The 15,815-nt window shown below is 66.9% G+C and carries 15 protein-coding genes; 9 read left to right on the top strand and 6 right to left on the bottom strand.

Features of this window, described 5'->3' with window-relative positions:
• Positions 1-347: 347 nt before the first annotated feature.
• Positions 348-1,316 carry an NADPH:quinone oxidoreductase family protein gene (locus ACRARE_RS18340; RefSeq protein ID WP_432657915.1) on the bottom strand — a complete coding sequence of 323 codons (969 nt, stop codon included), beginning with the start codon at positions 1,314-1,316 and terminating at the stop codon, positions 348-350.
• Positions 1,317-1,582: 266 nt separating this feature from the next.
• Here ACRARE_RS18340 and ACRARE_RS18335 point away from each other — a divergent pair, with 266 nt between their 5' ends.
• A complete protein-coding gene (locus ACRARE_RS18335) occupies positions 1,583-3,223 on the top strand; it encodes a long-chain fatty acid--CoA ligase (RefSeq protein ID WP_432657914.1) in 1,641 nt (546 codons plus the stop codon).
• A gap of 219 nt (positions 3,224-3,442) precedes the next feature.
• Positions 3,443-3,769 carry a DMT family transporter gene (locus ACRARE_RS18330; RefSeq protein ID WP_432657913.1) on the top strand — a complete coding sequence of 109 codons (327 nt, stop codon included), beginning with the start codon at positions 3,443-3,445 and terminating at the stop codon, positions 3,767-3,769.
• A 422-nt stretch (positions 3,770-4,191) separates the two neighbouring features.
• Here ACRARE_RS18330 and ACRARE_RS18325 read toward each other — a convergent pair whose 3' ends face one another.
• The 5 genes from ACRARE_RS18325 to ACRARE_RS18305 all read right to left on the bottom strand — a co-directional run bounded on the left by ACRARE_RS18325 (position 4,192) and on the right by ACRARE_RS18305 (position 9,211).
• Positions 4,192-4,914: an ABC transporter ATP-binding protein gene (locus tag ACRARE_RS18325; protein ID WP_432657912.1), complete on the bottom strand. Its 723-nt coding sequence runs from the start codon at positions 4,912-4,914 to the stop codon at positions 4,192-4,194.
• Positions 4,911-5,678: an ABC transporter ATP-binding protein gene (locus ACRARE_RS18320; protein ID WP_432657911.1), complete on the bottom strand. Its 768-nt coding sequence runs from the start codon at positions 5,676-5,678 to the stop codon at positions 4,911-4,913. The genes ACRARE_RS18325 and ACRARE_RS18320 overlap by 4 nt, the downstream gene beginning before the upstream one ends.
• Positions 5,675-6,925 (bottom strand): branched-chain amino acid ABC transporter permease, encoded by a 1,251-nt coding sequence (locus tag ACRARE_RS18315; protein ID WP_432657910.1) that lies wholly within the window; start codon positions 6,923-6,925, stop codon positions 5,675-5,677. Before ACRARE_RS18315 ends, ACRARE_RS18320 begins: the two co-directional genes overlap by 4 nt.
• A gap of 5 nt (positions 6,926-6,930) precedes the next feature.
• Positions 6,931-7,863 carry a branched-chain amino acid ABC transporter permease gene (locus ACRARE_RS18310; RefSeq protein WP_432657909.1) on the bottom strand — a complete coding sequence of 311 codons (933 nt, stop codon included), beginning with the start codon at positions 7,861-7,863 and terminating at the stop codon, positions 6,931-6,933.
• A 109-nt stretch (positions 7,864-7,972) separates the two neighbouring features.
• Positions 7,973-9,211 (bottom strand): branched-chain amino acid ABC transporter substrate-binding protein, encoded by a 1,239-nt coding sequence (locus tag ACRARE_RS18305; RefSeq protein WP_432657908.1) that lies wholly within the window; start codon positions 9,209-9,211, stop codon positions 7,973-7,975.
• 140 nt (positions 9,212-9,351) lie between these two features.
• Here ACRARE_RS18305 and ACRARE_RS18300 point away from each other — a divergent pair, with 140 nt between their 5' ends.
• The 7 genes from ACRARE_RS18300 to ACRARE_RS18270 all read left to right on the top strand — a co-directional run bounded on the left by ACRARE_RS18300 (position 9,352) and on the right by ACRARE_RS18270 (position 15,812).
• On the top strand, positions 9,352-10,545 hold the full coding sequence (locus ACRARE_RS18300; RefSeq protein WP_432657907.1) for an acyl-CoA dehydrogenase family protein: 1,194 nt from the start codon (positions 9,352-9,354) through the stop codon (positions 10,543-10,545).
• A gap of 10 nt (positions 10,546-10,555) precedes the next feature.
• Positions 10,556-11,677: an acyl-CoA dehydrogenase family protein gene (locus tag ACRARE_RS18295; RefSeq protein ID WP_432657906.1), complete on the top strand. Its 1,122-nt coding sequence runs from the start codon at positions 10,556-10,558 to the stop codon at positions 11,675-11,677.
• Entirely contained in the window at positions 11,677-12,501 is an 825-nt protein-coding gene (locus ACRARE_RS18290; protein ID WP_432657905.1) for an SDR family NAD(P)-dependent oxidoreductase, read from the top strand. Before ACRARE_RS18295 ends, ACRARE_RS18290 begins: the two co-directional genes overlap by 1 nt.
• Positions 12,498-12,962 (top strand): MaoC family dehydratase, encoded by a 465-nt coding sequence (locus ACRARE_RS18285; protein WP_432657904.1) that lies wholly within the window; start codon positions 12,498-12,500, stop codon positions 12,960-12,962. The genes ACRARE_RS18290 and ACRARE_RS18285 overlap by 4 nt, the downstream gene beginning before the upstream one ends.
• On the top strand, positions 12,959-13,882 hold the full coding sequence (locus ACRARE_RS18280; protein ID WP_432657903.1) for an SDR family NAD(P)-dependent oxidoreductase: 924 nt from the start codon (positions 12,959-12,961) through the stop codon (positions 13,880-13,882). Before ACRARE_RS18285 ends, ACRARE_RS18280 begins: the two co-directional genes overlap by 4 nt.
• Before the next feature lie 65 nt (positions 13,883-13,947).
• Positions 13,948-15,150: an acetyl-CoA C-acyltransferase gene (locus ACRARE_RS18275; protein WP_432657902.1), complete on the top strand. Its 1,203-nt coding sequence runs from the start codon at positions 13,948-13,950 to the stop codon at positions 15,148-15,150.
• Positions 15,150-15,812 carry a histidine phosphatase family protein gene (locus ACRARE_RS18270; protein ID WP_432657901.1) on the top strand — a complete coding sequence of 221 codons (663 nt, stop codon included), beginning with the start codon at positions 15,150-15,152 and terminating at the stop codon, positions 15,810-15,812. Before ACRARE_RS18275 ends, ACRARE_RS18270 begins: the two co-directional genes overlap by 1 nt.
• Positions 15,813-15,815: the final 3 nt, after the last annotated feature.

The following is a 15,815-nucleotide window of genomic DNA, read 5'->3' as shown; positions in this document are numbered from 1 at the left end:
AGGGGCGCGTTCCGCGACTGTTTTCCAAGCAGCGTCTCGCGATTGTTTTCCAAGCGCGCGTTCCGCGCGACCCTGCTCTTATCCGATAGCCAGAAATACTCTCGGGGGGAGACGCCCCAAAGGGGCGGCGGGGGGCCGACGGCCCCCTTTGCGACCTCGCGCCCCTTCGCCCCCGATCGCAGGGGGGCGCTGCCCCCGCCCGCCTGCGGCGGCCTCCCCCGGAGTATTTCCAGCCATCGAATAGAAGAAGCCCGCCACCACCGGGCGCGCCTCTCTTTCCCTATTCGATGGCCAAAAATACTCCCGCCGGAGGCATCGGCCGCAAGGCCGATACCCGCAGGCGCCCGTCAGGGCACCAGCGCGATCTTGCCCGTGGCGCCGCGGCCCAGCACCCGGGTCAGCACCTCGGGCGCGCTCTGCATCGGATAGCGGCCCTCGATCAGCGGCTTCACCTGGCCCGTCGCGTACCAATCCAGCAGTTCCACCATATTGGCGCGGTAGGCCTCCGGCTCGGCACGGGTCCAGTTGCCCCAGAAGACGCCGACCACGGCAAATTCCTTCACCAGGGCCAGGTTCACCGGGAACTTCGGGATCTCGCCGCTGGCAAAACCGATGACCAGCAGCCGCCCGTTCCGCGCCATAAGCCGCGTCGCGGCGTCGAAGGCCGCCCCGCCCACCGGGTCATAGACCACATCGACCCCGCGCCCGTCGGTCAGGGCCTTCACCTCGGCCTTCAGATCGTCATAGCCGATGGCGTGATCGGCGCCGTTCTCCAGCGCGATGGCCCGCTTTTCCTCGGTCGAGCAGACGGCGATCACCCGCGCGCCCATGACCTTGCCGATCTGGACCGCCGCAATGCCGGTTGCCCCCGCCGCGCCGAAGACCAGCAGCCATTCGCCCGCCGCCAGCGCCCCGCGCTGTTTCAGCGCGTGATGCGAGGTGCCATAGGCCACCAGCAGGGCGCAGGCCTCGGCCGCGTCCATCCCCTCGGGCAGCGGCAGACAGCGCGCCGCCGGGCAGACCGCCTTTTCCGCGTAGCCGCCCATCTGCACCGCCGCCAGCACCCGGTCGCCCGGCGCCAGGCCGGTGACACCTGCGCCGACGCTTTCGATCTCGCCCGCGACCTCCATCCCCGGAGAGAAGGGACGGTCGGGTTTCACCTGGTAAAGCCCCTGCACCAGCAGCCCGTCGGGGTAGTTGACCCCCGCGGCCTCGGTGCGGATCAGCACCTCTCCGGGCCCCGGCACCGGGTCGGCAACCTCTTCCCAGGCCAGATCTTCCAGCGGTCCGAATTCATGACAGACGATGGCTTTCACGTCGCTCCTCCCTTGCGATTCGCCGGGGCCGCGCCAGGCGGCCCCCTTCGCCGACAGATTAGGCCCAGATCGCGGATATGGCATTGAAAACGCTACGGAATGCGCGGAAATGCACCGATTTTCCACGCCGCGCCGCAGCAATGCCGCCCTCTTTTCCGCCGCGCGGAATTTCGGCGGAAAAATATTCCGCAGACGCTGCGTCGCCTCTTGGGGGTGGCCCGGTCGAAGGATACATTAGACCCCAGAGTTCAGGGAGGAACCCCGCCATGGAAGGCATGATGATGCACCGGCCGCTGCTGGTGTCGAACATTCTCGAATATGCGATGAACGCGCACCGCAAGGCCGGCATCACCTCGGCCCGGACCGAGGGCGACATCCATTCCTACACCTACCCCGAGGCTGGCGCCCGCATCGCCCAGCTGGCCCATGCCCTGCGCCGCCGCGGCATCCAGATCGGCGACCGCGTGGCGACCCTGGCCTGGAACGGCTACCGGCATTTCGAACTCTACTATGCCATCGGCGGCATCGGCGCGGTCTGCCACACGATCAACCCGCGCCTCTCGGCGGAACAGCTGATCTATATCGTCAACCATGCCGAGGACCGCATCCTGTTCCTCGACACCACCTTCGTGCCGGTGATCGCGGCGGTGAAGGATCACCTGCCCGACGACCTGACCTATGTGATCATGACCGACCGGGCGCATATGCCCGACGCCCCCTTCGAGGCGCTGTGCTACGAAGAGCTGCTGGAGGGCGAAGACACCGTGATCGCCTGGCCCGAGCTGGACGAGAACACCGCCTGCGGGCTGTGCTATACCTCCGGCACCACCGGCAATCCGAAGGGCGCGCTTTACTCCAACCGCTCTTCGGTGCTGCACGCCTTCACCCTGATGGTCAGCCAGAAGCGCAGTTTCGAAGAGGGCAAGCCGATCCTGCCCGTGGTGCCCCTGTTCCACGTCAACGCCTGGGGCCTGCCCTTTGCCGCGCCCATGGTCGGGGCCTCGCTGGTGATGCCGGGGCCGGCGCTGGACGGGCCGAACCTGTTCAAGCTGATGGACCAGGAAAAGGTCTATTCCGCCTGGGGCGTGCCCACCGTCTGGATGGGCCTTCTGGCCGAGATCGAGGCCCAGGGCCGCATCCCGCAGGGCTTCGGCGACGTGGTCATCGGTGGCTCGGCGGCGCCGCGCAGCATGATCGAGGCCTTCGAGACCCGCGACGTCAAGGTGGGCCATGCCTGGGGCATGACCGAGATGTCGCCCATTGGCACCCACGGCTGCCTGCCCGCCTGGATGGAAGAGCTGCCCTTCGAGGAACGCATCGACGCCAAGACCAAGCAGGGCCGCCGCTGTTTCGGCGTCGACCTGAAGATCGTCGACGAGGACGGCAAGGTGTTGCCCCAGGACGGCAAGGCCGTGGGCGAGCTTTACGTGCGCGGCAATGCCGTGGTCGCGGGCTATTTCCGCAACCCCGAGGCCTCGGCCGACAGCCATGACGCCGACGGCTGGTTCGCCACCGGCGACGTGGCCACGGTCGACCCCGACGGCTTCCTGTCGATCCAGGACCGGGCGAAGGATCTGATCAAGTCGGGCGGCGAATGGATTTCCTCGATCGACCTGGAAAATGCCGCCACGGCCCATCCGGCCATCGCCCAATGCGCCGCCATCGGCGTGCCGCATCCCCGCTGGGACGAACGCCCGGTGCTGATCGCCGTCCCGTCGGGCGAGGCGCGCCCCACGGCCGAGGACCTGCACGCCTATCTGCAAGAGCATTTCGCCAAATGGCAGATGCCCGACGATATCATCTGGCTGGACAGCCTGCCGATGACCGCCACCGGCAAGGTGTCGAAACTGACCCTGCGCCAGCAACTGGGCGACTACAAACACCCCGAGCTGCGCGAGAACGCCTGATCTCGCGGGCCAGGACCTGTCACCATGGGCCGACACGGGCCCGACAAGAAGAAGGGGGCGTCCCGCGGGGCGCCCCCTTTGCACGGCCGCCATGGCCTGCCGCCATGGGGCGATGATTGACCGGGCCGCCCCCCGTTGCTAGGCCAAGGGCGCGGCGGGACGACCCGGCGCCAGGTGTTCACCCCGGGACGGCCCGGCCCCTTCACAGGAGGTCAGGTCATGCCCTGGCTCTATCTCACCCTTGCCGGCTGCCTGGAAATCGTCTGGGCCACCTCGATGAAGACATCCGCCGGGTTCACCCTGCTCTGGCCCAGCGTCCTCACCCTTGTCACCATGACCGCCAGTTTCGGCCTGCTGGCCCTGGCCATGCGCAGCCTGCCGCTCGGCACCGCCTATACGGTCTGGACCGGCATCGGCGCCCTCGGGGCCTTTGCCGTGGGGGTGCTGTGGATGGGCGAGGCGCTGACGCCGCTGCGCCTTCTGGCCGCCCTTCTGATCCTGTCGGGCCTGGTGCTGATGAAGCTCTCGACCGGCGGCGGGCACTGACGGCCCGGACGGCGGATCAGGGAAAGATCAGCTCCGGGCCTTCGTCGCCCTCGGCGCCGCCCTGCCGGTCAAGCCCCGCCCGGTTGGCGGACCTCTCCGCCCCCGCCCGCCGCCGGGGCTTCAAGGCGCCCCGCCCCCTCTTCTCATTGCCAAAAATATCCTCGCCGAAGGCATCGGCCGCAGGCCGATTTTCAACGGCTGCAAAGAGAAGACCCGGCCCTTTCGGGGCCGGGTCGTTGAGATCGGGAGGCATGGTTCGCGCTGACCCGTGATCGCCTCAGGCTGGGCTCCGCCCGTGATCTGCCCAAACCCTCCCCCGGAGGGTTTGCCCGAGCAAAGCCCGGTTCGGGAGGGGCTCCGCCCGTGATCTGCCCAAACCCTCCCCCGGAGGGTTTGCCCGGGCAAAGCCCGGGTCCGGCAGATCACACCTCCAGCCATTCCTTGCGGATGTCGTCGCGGGTGGCGAAATCGGCGGGGGTGCCGCCGTAGACGATCTCGCCATGGCCCATGACATAGACCCGGTCGGCGATCTTCAGCGCGATGGACAGCTTCTGTTCCACCAGCAGGATAGACACGCCCGCCTTGGCGATCTCGGCGATCATCTCGCCCACCTGTTGCACGATCAGCGGTGCCAACCCCTCGGTCGGCTCGTCGATGATGATCAGCTCGGGATCGCCCATCAGGGTCCGGCACATGGTCAGCATCTGCTTTTCGCCCCCCGACAGCACGCCTGCGGCGTTATCCGCCCGGCGGCCCAGGTTGGGGAACATCTCCAGCATCTGCTCGATCGACCACTTGCCGGGGCGGCGCATGTTCTTGATCCCCAGCATCAGGTTCTGCCGCACCGTCATGGTGGGGAAGATGTCCCGGCTTTCCGGCACATAGCCCAGGCCCAGGCGGGCGATGCGGTGATTGGCCATGCCGCCGATCTCCTGCCCCTTGAACCGGACAGAGCCGACAGGCGCCACCTCGCCCATGATCGCCTTGGCGGTGGTCGACCGACCCACGCCGTTGCGGCCCAAGAGGGCGATCACCTCGCCCGGCATGATCTCCATGTTGACGCCGTTCAACACATGGCTCTTGCCGTAATAGGCGTGCAGATCCGTCAGTTGCAGCATCGGTTCGGGTTTCGCGTCCAGGCTCATGCCACCCCCTCCAGAACATGGGCATCCTCGCCCAGATAGGCCTCGCGCACCTTCTCGTCGCCGCGGATCTCCTGCGGCGTGCCGGTGGCGATGATCTCGCCGTAGACCAGGACCGAGATCCGGTCGGCCATGCCGAAGACCACGCCCATGTCATGTTCGACGATCAGCAGGGTCTTGCCCTGGCTGGCCTTCTCGATCAGGGCCACGGCGCGGTCGGTTTCCGAATGGCTCATCCCCGCGGTCGGTTCGTCCAGCAGGATCACATCCGCCCCGCCCGCGATGGTGATCGCGATCTCCAGCGTGCGCTGGTCGGCATAGGGCAGCGAGGCGGCAGGCAGGTTCGCCTTGTCGATCAGCCCCACCTCTTCAAGGATATGGGCCGTCTTCTCGGACACCTCCTTCAGGTTGCCGATATTGCGCCAGAAGCTGTAGCCGTAGCCCATGGAATAGAGCACACCACAGCGCACGTTCTCGCGCACCGACATATTGGTGAAGATGTTCGACACCTGGAAAGAGCGCGACAGCCCCATCCGGTTGATCTCGAACGGGCGTTTGCCCGAGATCAGCTCGCCGTTCAGCTTCACCTCGCCCGAGGTCGGGAAGAACCGCCCCGAAATCAGGTTGAACAGCGTCGACTTGCCCGCCCCATTGGGGCCGATGATCGCATGGCGTTCGCCCTTTTCGATCTTCAGGTTCACGCCCTGGATGATCTTAGCCGGGCCAAAGTTCTTGCGCAGGTCGTTGATTTCCAGTGCCAGGGTCATTTGCTCTCTCCCTTCGCGGCGCGCATCAGGGCGATCACGCCCAGCACCAGCGGCACCACGCCCAATACCCAGGTCAGCGGGTTCTCGACCGTCAGTTGCAGGCCGAAGGGCTCGAACACCTCGCCGTAGCCGTCGGACCAGCGGAAGGCCACTTCGACGATGGTGATGATCGAGGCGGCGACCAGTGCCAGCCCCACAAGACGCAGCACCCAGGTGCGCCACATCTCGCCCGCCCGGCCCTTGCGGATCGTGTCGGCGGTGCCATAGACGATGCCCGCGATGCCATCAGGCAGGAACATCACCACCAGCACGAACATCAGCCCGAGGTACAGCAGCCAGCCGGCGGTGTAGTCGGAAAGGTTCGAGCCCATGTAGGTCATCACGATGGCGCCCATGATCGGACCGGTGAAATAGCGGATCCCGCCCACATAGGTGGCGATCAGGATCGCGCCCGAAGGGATCAGCGACAGGTTCTCGGGGGTGAAGATCTCGTCCTGCACGGCCGACATGCCCCCCGCCATGCCCGCGAAGGCGCCCGCGAAGATGAAGACCAGATAGCGCACGCGCTGCGGGCTGTAGCCCACGAACTCGACCCGTTCGGGGTTGTCGCGGGTGGCCTCCGACAGCTTGCCCAGAGGGGTGCGGGTGAAGGCATAGGTGCCCAACACGCCGATGAAGGTCCAGAAGGCGATGAACCAATAGACCTCGTCCACCGGGCCCAGCGACAGGCCGAACAGTTCCGGCCCGTTCATCCGGTCGCCCGAGATGCCCATCTCGCCGCCGAAGAGGCTGTCGAACATGAAGCCCGCGGCGGCGACCAGCTCGGCCACGCCGAGCGAGATCATGGCAAAGGGCGTACCCGCGCGGCGGCAGGACGGCCAGCCGATCACGGCCCCCGCCAGGGCGCCCGCGCCAAAGCCGAAGGCGGGCATCGAGAACATCGGGACCGAGCCCCAGACCCCCGAACCATCGGCGATCCAGTTCATCACGTGGACGGCGAAATAGCCGCCCAGACCCATGTAGACCGCGTGGCCGAAGGACAGCAGGCCCGCGCGACCCAGCAGCATGTTGTAGCTCAGCGCGAAGACGATCGTGATCCCCATGTGGTTCAGAAGGGTCACCATGCTGCGCGACGGGTTGAACAGCGGGATCACCAGCAGCACCACGGCGAACAGGATCAGCGGCACGGTGCGCTGGCGGAACTTCTCGGCGCGGGTCGGTTCCAGCGCGGCATAGGATGCAGTCATGTCAGTCATACTTCACGGTCCCCCATAAGGCCGCGGGGCCGGATCATCAGGATCAGCACCAGCAACAGGAAGGGCAGCATTGGCGCCATGGAGGCGATGGTGATCTCGCCCAGTTCGGTCTCGGCCCCCAGGCCGATGAAGCCGAAGATGTCGGCCAGCGAGGCATTGATGGAAATGGCCGAGGTTTGCAGCAGGCCAATCAGCATGGCGGCGACAAAGGCGCCCTCCAGGCTGCCCAGGCCGCCGACCACCACGACGACGAAGACGATGGGGCCCATCTGCACGGCCATGGCCGGGTCGGTGACAAAGTAGTTGCCGCCGATGACCCCCGCCAGACCGGCCAGCGCACAGCCGACGCCGAAGACGGACATGAAGATCAGCGGCACGTTATGGCCCAGGCTGCCCACCATGTGCGGATGGCTCAGCGCCGCCTGGATGATCAGGCCTGCGCGGGTTTTCTTCAGCAGATACCACAGCGAGACCAGCATGAAGGCCGCGACCAGCAGGATGAAGATCCGGTAGGCCGGGTATTGCGCCCCGTAGAGGGTGAAGAGCGGGAAATCCAGGATCTCGGGCACGCGGTAGTTCACCGCCGTGCGCCCCCAGAAGATCTTCACCAGCTCGTCGATCAGATAGGCCAGACCGAAGGTGAACAAGAGTTCCGCCACATGCCCCTGGGCATGGACCTTTCGCAGGCCGTAGCGTTCGACCACCATGCCGATCCCGCCCACCAGGACCGGCGCCAGGAACAGCGCGATCCAGAACGAGGTGCCCTCGGTGATCGTGAAGGCCAGGTAGGCCCCCAGCATGTAAAAGCTTGCATGGGCGAAGTTCAGCACGCCCATCATCGAGAAGATCAGCGTCAGCCCGCTGGACAGCATAAAGAGCAGAAGCCCGTAGATCACGCCGTTGAGCAGCGCGAAGACCAGAGTTTCCATGAGAGAAGTCCTGTGTTGCCCCACCCCGTCGGGCGAGGGCCCGGCGGATGGCGGATGTCACGGGCGGGTGGCGCCCCCCCGTGACATCGCGGTTTCAGTGCGGAAAGGCTTAGTCGGGCCGGTCCATTTCACAGGTGGTCGGCGTCGCCGCCGCCTCGGCCGAGATCACCCCGCCGTCCACCAGGCGCCAGCCCAGATCGGTGTTGTCGACCGTGTAGGTCACGTCATGGGCCACCGTGGTGATGTAGAGCGGCTGTTGCAGCTGGTGATCCTCGGCGCGCATGACCGCGGTGCCGTAGCCGCCGTCGATCGACAGCCCTTCCAGCGCATAGGCCACGTCCAGCGGATCGTTGCTGCCGGCCTGCTCGGCCGCCTTGTCGAACATGTCCAGGGTCACGAAGGCGCGGTGGTAGTAATAGTCGTAGTCCGGGAACCGCTCCTTGTACTCTTCCACCAGGGCATTCTGTTCAGCAGAGACGCCTTCCATGTTCGCGGCCAGTTCCGACACCTGGTACAGCGTGTCGACAGAGCCTTCGCCCAGGGCCGCCACGGCCCCGTTCGACCCGCCATAGAAAGTCAGGTATGGAATCTGCTGCCCCGCATCGGCGGCAGCCTTGACCAGTAGGGTCATGTCCTGACCCCAGTTGCCGGTGATCACCGCATCGGCGCCGGACGAGATGATCTTCTGCACGTAGGGGGTGAAATCCTTCACCTTGGCCAGCGGGTGCAGCTCGTTGCCGACGATCTCGATATCGGGGCGCTTCTCGGCCAGCTGGGTCTCGGCGGCATGGGCCACCGCTTCGCCGTGCACGTAGTCCTGGCCGATCAGGTAGACCTTCTTGATGTCCTCATGCGAGGCGATCCAGTCGGTGATCCCGTTCATCTTCATGTCCGTATGGGCATCGAAACGGAAGTGCCAGAAGCTGCACGCCTCGTTGGTGAACTCGGGCGTCACGGCCGCATAGTTGAAGAATACAACCTCTTCGCCCGGGTTGCGGCGGTTATGCTTGTTCACCGCGTCGATGATCGCCGAGGCCACGGACGAGCCGTTGCCCTGAATGATGTAGCGCGCGCCCTGGTCGATGGCCTTTTGCAGCTGGACCAGCGATTCCTTGGGGCTGATCTTGTTGTCCAGACCCAGGATCTCGATCATGTCGCCGTTCACACCGCCATTGGCGTTGATGTGTTCGGCGGCCAGAACGAAGCTTTGATAGGCGGGTTCACCCGAAGAGGCCATGGCGCCCGACAGCGGGTCGATGAAGGCCATCTTCAGGGTGTCAGCCTGTGCGGCCTGAACGGCGCACAGCGACACGGCAGCCGCAAGCGCGGCTTTCACGGTCGATTTCATAATGTTCTCCTCCCTAGATGGAAAACAGGGTATGTACGCCCCGTCTCCCTACCAAGATCAAAAGGTCTCGGCGGCGGCTTGTCAAGCAATGTGTGAAATTCTATTCTGCAATGCGAAAGATAACCGTTGGGGAGGACGGTATGCTGGACCACAGCGACGACCCGGAGGTCTTCCGGGCCAATATTTCTTCATGGATCGAGCAGAACTGCGCGTCAGAGCTGCGGGACGTTCCCCGGACGAATCAAGAGATCTGCTGGGGCGGGAAACGGTTCGAGTTTTCCAGCCCCGCGCAGAAGGCCTGGATGCAGGCGGCGGCGGACACTGGCCTGTCGGCGCCCCGCTGGCCGGTCGAATACGGCGGCGCGGGCCTGACGCGGCAGCAGGAAAAGATCTACCGCGAGGAACTGGCACGGCTGAACGCCCCCACGCCGCTGGAAAGCTTCGGCCTCTGGATGCTGGGCCCGGCCCTGCTGGAATTCGGCACCCACGAGCAGAAGCTGCACTACCTGCCGCAGATCACCCGGGGAGAGATTCGCTGGTGCCAGGGCTATTCCGAACCGGGCGCGGGCAGTGACCTGGCCTCGGTCCAGACCCGGGCCGAGGACAAGGGCGACCACTGGCTGGTCAACGGCTCGAAGATCTGGACCAGCTATGCCGACAAGGCCGACTGGATCTTCGCCCTGGTGCGCACCGACCGCGAGGCGCCCAAGCATCGCGGCATTTCGTTCATGCTGATCGACATGGCGGCCCCGGGCGTCACCACCAAACCCATCCGCCTGATCTCGGGCGCCTCGCCCTTCTGCGAGACCTTCTTCGACAACGTCGTCGTGCCGAAGGAAGACCCGGCGGGCCTGTCGCGCATCGTGGGCGAGCTGAACCGCGGCTGGGACGTGGCCAAGCATCTTCTGACCCACGAACGCGAAATGATCGGCGGCGGCGCGCAGGGCCTGCTGGGCACCCGCTCTCTGGGGGCCTTCCTGCAAGACCTGGACGATCAGGTGCTGGCCGACCCGGTGCTGCGGACCCGTGCCATGGAATTGGAGGTCGACAGCCTGGCCACCGCCATGACCCTGGACCGCTACAAGGACATGGCGAAACAGGGTGGCGTCGGCCATGCCTCTGCCATGCTGAAATACGCGGGCACCGAGCTGAACAAGCGCCGCTATGAACTGCTGATGTCCGTCACCGGCAGCGACGGACTGGACTGGGACGGGGCCCATGGCGCCCTGCCGTCCGAATGGCTGCGCACCAAGGCCAATTCGATCGAAGGCGGCACCTCGGAAGTGATGCTCGACATCCTGTCGAAACGCGTCCTCGACCTGCCCAGCCAATAGGAGATCCAAGATGACCGCTTCTCTTGTGCCCTCCGGGGACGAAGTGATGCTGCGCGACAGCGCCCGGGCCTTTCTGGCAGAGGCCAGCCCGGTCAGCGCCCTGCGCGCCAACCGCGACGGGGGCCGGGCCTATGATCCCGCCCTCTGGTCCGAGATGGTGAAGATGGGCTGGGCCGGTGTGCTGCTGCCAGAAACGGCAGGCGGGTCCGACATGGGCCACCGCGCCGCCGGGATCCTGGCCGAGGAGATGGGAGAGGTGCTGGCCGCCTCGCCCTTCCTGTCCTCCGCCGTGATTGCCGCCACCGCCCTGCGCGCGGCGGGCAGCGCGCGGCTGGCGGGCATCGCCGAGGGCGCCACCTATGCGCTGGCCCTCGACGAGACGTCGAAATTCGCGCCCGAGCGGGCGGGCCTACAGGCCACCCGCGCCGGGAACGGCTATCGCCTGTCGGGGCGCAAATGCTTTGTCGCCGATGGAGGCAGCGCCGAGCGTGTGCTGGTGCTGGCCCGCACCGCAGGCGCCCCGGGCGAGGCAGAGGGCCTGACCCTCTTTGATCTGGACGCCAGCCGCGCCGGGATCACCCGCACGGCCCGCGCCACCGTGGACAGCCGCGATCATGCCAATATCGACTTCGACGCGGTCGAGGCCACGGGCGAGGATGTGCTGGGCGAGGCCGACAATGCCATGGCCGTGCTGGCCCCCGCCCTGCGGGCCGGTCAGGCGGGGCTGTCGGCGGAGCTTCTAGGCCTGACCTCTGGCGCCTTCGCCATGACCGCCGCCTATCTGCGCGAACGCCGCCAGTTCGGCCGCACCATCGGGTCTTTCCAGGCCCTGCAACACCGCGCCGCGCATCTGTGGTGCGAGATCGAGGTCACCGCCTCGGCCGTCGCCAACGCGGGCCGGGTGCTGGACGAAGCGCCCGGCGAGGCCGATCTGGCCGTTTCCGTCGCCAAGGCCCGCGCCACCCAGACCGCGAAACTGGCGGTCAGCGAGGGCGTGCAGATGCATGGTGGCATCGGCATGACGGACGAGTTCGACATGGGGTTCTACATGAAACGCGCCCGGGTGGGCGCCGAATGGCTGGGCGACTACGGCTATCACGCCGCGCGTGTCGCCGCCGCAAGGGGGTTCTGATGAGCTTGAAACCATCCGATCTGAACGATCTGACCGGCAAGGTGGCGCTGGTGACCGGCGGCGCCACGGGCATTGGCCGCATGGCCGCCGAGGGGCTGGTGGCCGCAGGCGCCCGCGTGCTGATCGCCTCGCGCAAGGGCGAGGCCTGCGAGGCCGTGGCGGCAGAGCTGAACGCGCTGGACCTGCCGGGCAGCGCCGAGGGTTTCGCGGGCGACGTGGGCAGCGAGGCAGGCATCGCGGCGCTGGCCGAGGCCGTGGCCGCGCGCACCGGCCAATTGCATATCCTGATGAACAACGCGGGCCGCACTTGGGGGGCACCCCTGGGTGAGTTCCCGCACGAGGCCTGGGGCAAGGTGCTGGACCTGAACGTCACCGGCATGTTCCAGCTGACCCAGGCCCTGCTGCCCCTGCTGGAGGCCGCAGGCACGCCGGACGACCCGGCGCGCGTCATCAACGTGGGCTCTGTCATGGGCGAGATCCCGAAAGGTCAGGGCGCCTATTCCTACGCCACCTCGAAGGCGGCGGTGCACCACATGACCCGCATCCTGGCCAATGAGCTGACGCCGCGCGGCATCACCGTCAACGCCATCGCGCCGGGCCCCTTCATGTCCAAGATGATGGCCTTCGCCATCGGCCACGAAGAGGGGCGCCGCAAGACCGCCGCCACCGTCCCCGCAGGCCGCGTGGGTCGCGAGGAAGACGTAGCGGGCGTGCTGCAATTCCTTTGCGGGCGCGGCGGCAGCTATGTCTCGGGCGCGGTGATCCCGCTGTCCGGGGGGATGCAGGTCGCCACCGCACAGGCTGCCTTCCTGGAGGACGCATGACCGAACTTACGCTGGAAGAGTACACCGCCCTGACCGGCCAAGAGCTGGGCGTGTCGGACTGGATCGAGGTCACCCAGGCCCGCATCGACGCCTTCGCCGACTGCACCGAGGATCACCAGTATATCCACACCGACCCGGCCCGCGCCGCAGACAGCCCCTTTGGCGGCACCATTGCCCATGGCTTCCTCACCATGTCGCTGCTCTCGGCCATGACCTACCAGATGCCCAATATCACCGGCACCAGGATGGCGGTGAACTACGGCATGAACCGGATGCGCTTCGTCTCGCCCGTGCCCTCGGGCGCGCGCATCCGGGGCCGTTTCGTGCTGCAAAAGGTCGAAGAGATCCGCCCGGGCGAGATCCAGACCACCACCGAGGTCACGGTCGAGATCGAGGGACAGGACAAACCCGCGCTGGTCGCCGAATGGCTGGGCCGGCGGTATTTCGGAGAAACATCATGAGCATTTCCTTTGCGGGCCGCGTGGCCATCGTCACCGGCGCGGGCGTGGGCCTGGGCCGCAGCCATGCCCTGGGCCTCGCCGCGCGCGGCGCCAAGGTGGTGGTGAACGACCTGGGCGTGGCCACCGACGGCACCGGCCAAAGCTCGGCCGAGGCCCAGGCGGTGGTCGAAGAGATCCGCGCGGCGGGCGGCGAGGCCATGGCGCATGGCGCCAATGTGACCGACGCCGCCCAGGTGCAGGACATGGTCGATCAGGCCGTGGCCCAATGGGGCAAGGTCGATATCCTCGTCTGCAACGCGGGCATCCTGCGCGACAAGACCTTCACCAAGATGGAGCTGGACGATTTCGCCAAGGTGGTCGATGTCCACCTGATGGGCTCCGTGGTGCCGACCAAGGCGCTGTGGGATCACTTCCGTGCGCAGAATTACGGGCGCATCGTCTATACCACCTCGGCCTCGGGGCTTTACGGCAACTTCGGCCAGTCGAACTATGGCGCGGCCAAGGCGGCGCTGGTCGGGCTGATGAACGTGCTGACCCAGGAAGGGGCCAAGTACAACATCCGCGCCAACCTGCTGGCCCCCACGGCGGCCACCCGCATGACCGAAGGCCTGCTGCCCGAACAGGTGCTGGAGCTGCTGCGCCCCGAGACCATCACCCCGGGCCTTCTGACCCTGCTGCACGAGGACGCCCCCAGCCGGATGATCCTGGGCGCGGGCGGCGGCTGTTTCACCGAAACCCGCATCTACGAGACCCCCGGCGTCGCCTTTGCCGACGACGAGCTGGACCCCGACACGATCGCCGCCCGGATGGAGGAGATCCGCGCCGAAGAGGGCCAGGAAGTCATGCCGGGCGCCTTCGCCCAGACGCGCAAATATGCCGCCATGGCGGCCAAGCTGCGCGGCATCGCCCTGCCCGAATAACCGAAGAACACCTGGCGCGGCCCCCGGGCCGCGTCCCCCAACACAGTCTCAGGGAGGAGACCCCCATGCGTGACGCCGTCATCGTCTCGACCGCGCGTACCCCGATCGGCAAGGCCTTTCGCGGTGCCTTCAACAACACCCAGGCGCAGGAACTGATCGGCCATGCCGTCAGCCACGCCGTGGCCCGCGCCGGGCTGGACGGGTCCGAAGTACAGGACTGCGTCATCGGCTGCGCCATCCAGCAGGGCTCGACCGGGGGCAACATCGGCCGCCAGGCGGTGATCCGGGCGGGTCTGCCGACCTCGGTCGCGGGCTTCTCGATGGACCGGCAGTGCGCCTCGGGCATGATGGCCATCGCCACGGCGGCCAAGCAGATCATCACCGACGGGATGCAGGTCGCCATCGGTGGCGGGGTCGAATCGATCTCGCTGGTGCAGAACCAGAACATGCGCACCGACCGCGCCCGCGATCCCTGGATCATGGAACACCGCCCCGACATCTACATGTCCATGCTGGAAACCGCCGAGATCGTCGCCGAGCGCTACGGCGTCACCCGCGAAGACCAGGACGCCTATTCCCTGCGCTCGCAGCAACGCACCGCCGCCGCCCAGGAGGCGGGCAAGTTCGACGATGAAATCGTGCCGATGACCGCCACCATGGGCGTCATGGACAAGGAGACGAAAGAGGTCTCCTTCCACGAGGTGACCCTGGCCAAGGACGAGGGCAACCGCCCCTCGACCACGCTGGAGGGGCTGCAATCCCTGGCGCCGGTCTTCAAGGACGGCCAGAAGGTGAAAGAGGGCAAGTTCATCACCGCCGGCAATGCCTCGCAGCTCTCCGATGGCGCCTCCGCCTCGGTGCTGATGGAGGCGAAAGAGGCCGAGAAGCGCGGGCTGCAACCGCTGGGCCGCTACATTGGCGTCATGGCCGCCGGTCTGGACCCCGACGAGATGGGCATCGGCCCGATCTACGCGGTGCCCAGGCTGCTGGAGGCCCACGGGCTGAAGATGGACGACATCGGGCTGTGGGAACTGAACGAGGCCTTCGCCTGTCAGGTGCTGCATTCGGCGCGCGTTCTGGGCATCCCGGAAGAGATCCTGAACGTCAACGGCGGCGCCATTTCCGTGGGCCACCCCTATGGCATGTCCGGCGCCCGCATGGTCGGCCACGCCCTGATCGAGGGCAAGCGCCGCGGCGCCCGTTACGTGGTCTGCACCATGTGCGTGGGCGGCGGCATGGGGGCGGCGGGCCTCTTCGAAGTGCTCTGATGGGCACGCTCTACCTGATCCGGCATGGTCAGGCCTCCTTCGGCGCGGCGGATTACGACGTGCTGTCGGAGGTGGGCCATGCCCAGTCCCGCGCCCTGGGCGACTGGTTCGCCGCCCAGGGCATCCGGCCCGACAGGGTGGCCCATGGCGGGTTGAAACGCCAGCGCGACACGCTTTCGGGCGTGCTGGAGGGCATCGAGGGCGCGCCGGACCCCGAGGTGCACCCCGGCCTGTCGGAGTTCGACTTCAAGGCCCTGCTCGATGCGCGTTTCGCCAGGGGCGGCGCGCCTGAACATATGCACGACGACCGCCGCAGCCATTTCCGCACCCTGCGCGACACGGTGCTGATGTGGCAGCGGGACGAGGTGGAAAACCCGCCCGAACCCTGGGCCGACTTCGCCGCCCGGGTCGAGGCCGCCCGCGCCCACCTGATGCGCGACGGCGCCGAGACGGTCTTTGCCGTCTCTTCCGGGGGCGCGATCAGCCAGATGATCGCCGCCACCCTCGGCGCCCCCGGCCAGGCCCAGATCGAGCTGCAATTGCAGACCCGCAACTGCGCCGTCGCCCGCTTCGTCTTCTCGCCCCGCCGCCATTTCCTGAACGGCTTCAACGAGACGCCCTTCCTCGCCAGCCCCGGCGACCCGCTGCTGACCTATTCCTAGGAG

The organism is Pseudooceanicola aquaeponti (assembly GCF_050897975.1).
Classification (GTDB): Bacteria; Pseudomonadota; Alphaproteobacteria; order Rhodobacterales; family Rhodobacteraceae; genus Pseudooceanicola.
This window is presented reverse-complemented; position numbering and strand designations above follow the sequence as displayed.